The 5318-nt window shown below is 64.5% G+C and carries 4 protein-coding genes and 1 pseudogene; 3 read left to right on the forward strand and 2 right to left on the reverse strand.

Annotation, left to right across the window (positions count from 1 at the left end; translation table 11 throughout):
- Positions 1-74: 74 nt before the first annotated feature.
- Positions 75-888 (reverse strand): annotated as a pseudogene (locus RJ03_RS36760) (IS5 family transposase).
- A 1167-nt stretch (positions 889-2055) separates the two neighbouring features.
- Between RJ03_RS36760 and RJ03_RS37290 the strand changes: the two are divergent.
- A complete protein-coding gene (locus RJ03_RS37290; RefSeq protein ID WP_157163476.1) occupies positions 2056-2667 on the forward strand; it encodes a hypothetical protein in 612 nt (203 codons plus the stop codon).
- Between the two features lie 108 nt (positions 2668-2775).
- Here RJ03_RS37290 and RJ03_RS21925 read toward each other — a convergent pair whose 3' ends face one another.
- Positions 2776-3180: a hypothetical protein gene (locus RJ03_RS21925; RefSeq protein ID WP_036505424.1), complete on the reverse strand. Its 405-nt coding sequence runs from the start codon at positions 3178-3180 to the stop codon at positions 2776-2778.
- Between the two features lie 337 nt (positions 3181-3517).
- On the opposite strand from RJ03_RS21925, the gene RJ03_RS21930 reads away from it, so the two are divergent.
- Complete coding sequence (locus RJ03_RS21930) at positions 3518-4018, forward strand: hypothetical protein (RefSeq protein ID WP_157163477.1); 501 nt, start codon at positions 3518-3520, stop codon at positions 4016-4018.
- Between the two features lie 351 nt (positions 4019-4369).
- A partial coding sequence (locus tag RJ03_RS21935) for a hypothetical protein (protein ID WP_174372336.1) occupies positions 4370-5318 on the forward strand: 949 nt, incomplete at its 3' end.

Genomic DNA, 5318 nt, shown 5'->3' on the forward strand with positions numbered 1-5318 from the left:
ACCGCCGTGACGGCCAGCCCAATCACAGCGTTCGTGGCACGTGGTCATCCGAGCCCAAGGGCTAAGACCGTGTCTCATGTCGTTGGTTTCGCCAACTTCTTGTAGCACGTCAATGTCGCTGCGAGGGTGAGGAAGCCGAGGAAGTGCGTTGGCTTGCGGTCGTAGCGAATGTTGAGCCGGTGGTAGCCGGTCAGCCAGGAAATCGTGCGTTCGATCACCCATCTGTGACGACCGAGCCGCTCGGAAGGCTCGATGCCTTTGCGAGCGATCCGGACGCCGATACCTCGGCCGTGCACCCATTGACGCAGGTCTGCGGCATCGTAGGCTTTGTCGGCGTGCAGCTTGCGGGTTTACGTCGCCGTGGGCCGCGTCGGGATCGGACTGCGGAGATCGCTTTGACCAGCGGCCGCAGCGCTTGTGCATCATTGGTGTTGGCGGCCGAAACACCCACGGACAGAGGAATTCCGGTGCGATCGGACAGGACGTGGATCTTCGAGCCGGATTTGCCGCGATCGACCGGGCTCGGCCCGGTCACAGGTCGCCTTTTTTGGCTCGCACCGACGCCGCATCGATTACCGCTCGCGACCAGTCGACCAAGCCTTTGCTGCCCAGCTCGTCCAGCACGGCCCAGTGTAATCGCCGCCAGAGACCGGCTTCGGTCCACGCGCTGAATCGGCGGTGTGCGGTCGAGACGGTGACACCGAACGATGGTGGCAGCATCCGCCAGGCACAGCCGCTGGTCAGCACGAACACCACAGCAGTGAACACGGCACGCTCGTCGGTCGGCACGGTGCCACCACCCTGCGGACGCGGGGTGAATTCCGGCAACAGCGGCCGGGCCAGAGCCCACAACTCGTCCGGGACAAGGCATGACAACTCATCGACCACACGTCGAACATCATGCAGCACAACCAGATCCGACGAAACACAACCGAATCACAACCACGTAAGACACGGTCTAAGGCGAAACCCGGCACCGGTCTGCGGACAAAACCGGGCTCACCCGATCGACTTGCGACAGATCCCCGCTCTGTGCCTCGCGACTACAAGGCTATCCAAGTGTGCTCGGTCAGTTGACTCTTGGGCCTCGCGGCTGGCAAGCGTGCTCGAAGTCGGCCTGGACAATCCCAGCCAGCGCCTGCATGTCCCCCCGTCTGGGATGCGCTGTGACGACTTCGGAATCGTCGTCGCCCGTAACGACTCCGAGGGACCGATTCTGATGCGCGACGGATTCGTACCCGTTCCGTGCGCGGCAGGGATGCCGGGCGCATCTGCCGCGGCCTGGCGCTGCTGGATTTTCGGCATGGCTGACCATCAACACATCCGGATGCACCAGCTAGACAAACCCGTCGCGGACGGACGGCCGCTGTCACCAATCGGGGCGTCCCCGCCAACTCGTCGGCACCAGCAAGGTCGCGTGAGATTCGCCGGACTTGCTCCCCAAGTGAGAGTCACGCTCGCCCACGCACCTAGCAAACGCATCTCCGGCGGCGCAGACACAGTGAGCGACGCGGCGCGGCGCCTGGACGAGCCGGCCGTGCGAGGCCCCCTGGGAGTTGGGGGAATCGAACCCCTAACCCCTGCCTCACAAAAGTCGAGCTGAGCCGTTCGATGCAACGTCTCCGCCGGTAGCGACAGGAATTTCACGAAACTTCGCGCAATTTTCCGCCGCAAACCATACCCGGTCTCTGCTGACACCGTCAATAACTCCTCCCTGCTACTGACGGCGTCAGCAGACCGATCGACCACACGTGACGGGTCCCAGCAGACCGCGTCGCTATCAAGCACGCTGGACGCGCACGCGTACTTCAGGGATTCGCGCAAATGACGAACAAGCGTCCCCGACCCCGGTTCGCGTGATGTGCACCACATTTCTGTCGCAGATGAGGAGGTACGTGCCCGATGCGTGACACAACTGTTCGTTTTACCTATCGACAGGCTCAGAGTGGAGGTGTTCGATGGACACAACCATCTCGCCACCGGCTACGAGCAGAGACGTTGTTGCGCACCTGCGATCTTCCCGGCGCAGCGGCGGTCGGAGGGGATCGAAACCTCATGAGCGTCGATATCTCCTGTCCCGCTTGCGGATACGACGACTGCGTGCAGAGCGTTCCCGCGATCCGCGCTTCGGGAACTTCGACGGTGTATGACACCGACTACTACTCAGGTGTCGGAGTGAGTTCGTCGGGTCTGGTGCCGGTCATGGGCTCCTCGCTCGTTGAGCGAACGCAATCCAGTTATTTGGCACAATCACTCGCGCCCGAGCCTGGCTTCCGGGCTGCTGGTCGCCTCACAACCCTCGCAGTGGCGCTGAGCTTGCCTGCGGTCGTGTATTTCGCCGCTGCGGGCGTGCTGATTAGCCGTCCACATCCGGACGTCTCGACTGCTTCGATTTTGATTGGGGCTTTTGGTTTTGCGCTTTTCCTCGCGCTGCCGTCGTTGCTGATTTTGTGGTTCGCGTTCCGGAGACTGCGACGGTCGGCCCGGATTCGCCGCGGCGCGCCTGCGGCTTATGCGGTGTGGCGCGCAGGGGTGTACTGCCATCGATGTGGCATGTGCTTTTGGCCCTTCGCGCCCGCCGCTGGAATCCCGGTGCGACATCCGGTTTCCCCAGGCGGTTTCCAGGGGATCGTATGGAACGCCGGGGGCTACCTCAACGACGCGTGATCGCCCGTAAACAACGCTCTTAGGACTTCACTGCCGCAGGCCCGGCGTAGTTCGCTTGCGCACCGTTTGGTCGGCGATCCCGGCGGCAGGGCATTTCCAGGTTCCCAGTTAGGGCGATTGTTCTGCCGATTCCACGGACCGCTGCGGCTCGTTGAGCGGTGGATCGCTCTCAGGATGTGCCGTCTGCACGCCTGGTTCAGGCTCTGCCCGTCCGGCGGCAAGTAGTTGCCGCGCGTTCTTGACGCTGATTTCGAGTAGTTCGGCGATGTCGTCGGTGCTGTAGCCGTGCTCGTTCATGCGCGCCACGGCCGACGTCTGCCTGGTGTGGTGCACGGCGATTTCGGTTGCGGCGGCCTGTTCGAGGTGACCGATCTTTTCGTGCAACGCTCGGATGCGGCGGTCGCGGCGTTGTTCAATCGTTGAAATCGCTTGCCACGCTGACCAATAACCTCGCACGGCGTCGCTGACATTCTGTTCGCGTTGACGTTCGACCGCGCGGCGGCGATCCAACACTTCCCGCGAATGATGTAGCCGCGCAGCAAGTTCCCCAGCGTCTTGCCTGCGTGCGCTTCTGCTTGTACCGGGGTCGTTCATCTCGGGATCTCCCAAATTCTGGGTGAGATCAACCCGCGCCTCGCACCTCAACGATACGCCCAACCCCGGCCATCCGGCGCCGCCGCGTCCGCAGCAACGCGGTCAGGCGACGTCAGCCGTCAGCTCGCGTTGCCCCTCGTCTCTGTCTTCTGCGCTGCCCCTGTTGTCGAAAGGAGTCCCTGTGACCGAAAGCCAGCTCGTCGCTGTCGCTGATGTCGCGTCGGTGGTGTCTCGGTGTTTGTCCGATCTCGAGCCGGTGTTCGAGCAGATCGACTGGGCCGAGGACGAAATTGCCCGCGCGCAGCGACGCCATCCCCGCCACCGCAACACCCTCTACCACTCGTTCGCGTTGTTGATGCCGACTCATGAGCGGATGCGGCAGGAATTCGTGTTCCGCTCGCACTGCCGTGAACTGCTCGACCGCGTCGCCGCAGGCCTGTCTCCGGCGCCGGGGACCGCAGCCGAGGTCGCGCTCGCGGTCATGCACGCCAGCCAGAAAGCCCCGCTCAACACCGCCGCGTTCGGCCTCTACGTACGCATGTGGATCCAGGCCGGATTCCCTCCCTTGGAATCGGTGACCGGTTCACACGAACACTACGAAGCCATCGCGAAGTCGCGCATCGACGAACTGGAAGCCGAGACACGCACCCGCCTGTCCGTGACCGACCGCGTCCTGAGGTCTATCGACTGTCCGGGCCGCCACCACGGCCAACCCGCCGACGACTGCGAATACGCCCGTCCCAGCCTGGCCGCCTGACCGAAGGCCGCAATCCCGATCGCCTGCTCGCCGTTGTTCTTGCTTGCCCCTGTTCCTGTCCGTGTCCCGCGCCGGTCGACTCCGTTGTCGGCCGGCGCTTTTCTGTTGTGGAGGGTGTGTGCGTTCATGACCGATCCGATCCTCGGCCCGCCGTGCGCGATCTGTGACGGCACGGCATCCGGAACGGAGCTGTGCATCGCGAATGCCGCTGTCTGTGAGTCATGTTGGCAGCAACTGCCCCGATGCGATTACTGCCGGACCCCGTCACTGCGGTTGACTCGCACCGCTGAGGAATCCGAGTTGTGTGCTCACTGCTTGACCGGGTGGGCGGGGTGTGTGTCGTGCCGGGGGTTGACCGGCCCGCACTTGCGCACCGACACCGATCACCCGGTGTGCGCCCGTTGCGCGGGCGCGTTGTTCGCCGCGTGTTTCAGCTGCGGGCGTTTCAGTGCCGACAGCCGCTACATCTCCGGCGGGCACCGCGCCTGCCCCCGCTGCGCCAGCCAATACCGCGCCTGCCCCGACTGCGACACCCTCGTCCAACCCGGGCATCGGTGCGAGGCGTGCGCCCACAGGGGGAAGGTGTGGAACTACACCTACCGTCCCGACCCTCGCTTCCACGGCACCGGCCCCCTCTACCTCGGCCTCGAGTTGGAAATCATCGTCCCCGAACACCGCGTCGCCACCTGCGCCGCACTCGCCACCGACCACCTCGGTGACCTCGGATATCTGAAACGCGATTCGTCCATCAGGCCGTGCGGGTTCGAGCTCGTCAGCCATCCCATGTCCTATCGGTACGCGATCGACGAGTTCCCGTGGCCGCTGCTCGAGCAGCTGCGCCGGCTCGGGTGTGAGGCCGATGCCTCGGTGGGGCTGCATGTGCACGCGAGCCGTGCTGGGTTCGCCAACCCGGCGCATGTGTATCGGTGGCTGAAATTGTTGTACCGCAACGAAACCGCGGTTACTCGGTTGGCGCGTCGGCGCACGCATTACGCCCAGTTCGACAGCACGGCCCGCGCACGTGCACTTCACACCGCCAAGGGCCCGCAGCACGCGCTCGGGCTCGAGCGATATCAGGCGATCAACCCGTTGCCGCGACACACCTTGGAGGTGCGGGTGTTCGCCAGCTCGCTGGATGTGCAGCAGGTGCAGGCCGCACTCGCGTTCACCGCCGCCTCCATCGACTACACCCGCGGCCTGCGGGTCGCCGACATCCGCGCCGGCGCCTGGGACTGGCCGCGTTTCGCCGCCTGGGTCGCCACACGCCCCGACTATCAGCCGCTGGCCGCGGAAATGGAGG

It is taken from the genome of Nocardia aobensis NBRC 100429, from assembly GCF_000308375.1.
GTDB lineage: Bacteria > Actinomycetota > Actinomycetes > Mycobacteriales > Mycobacteriaceae > Nocardia > Nocardia aobensis.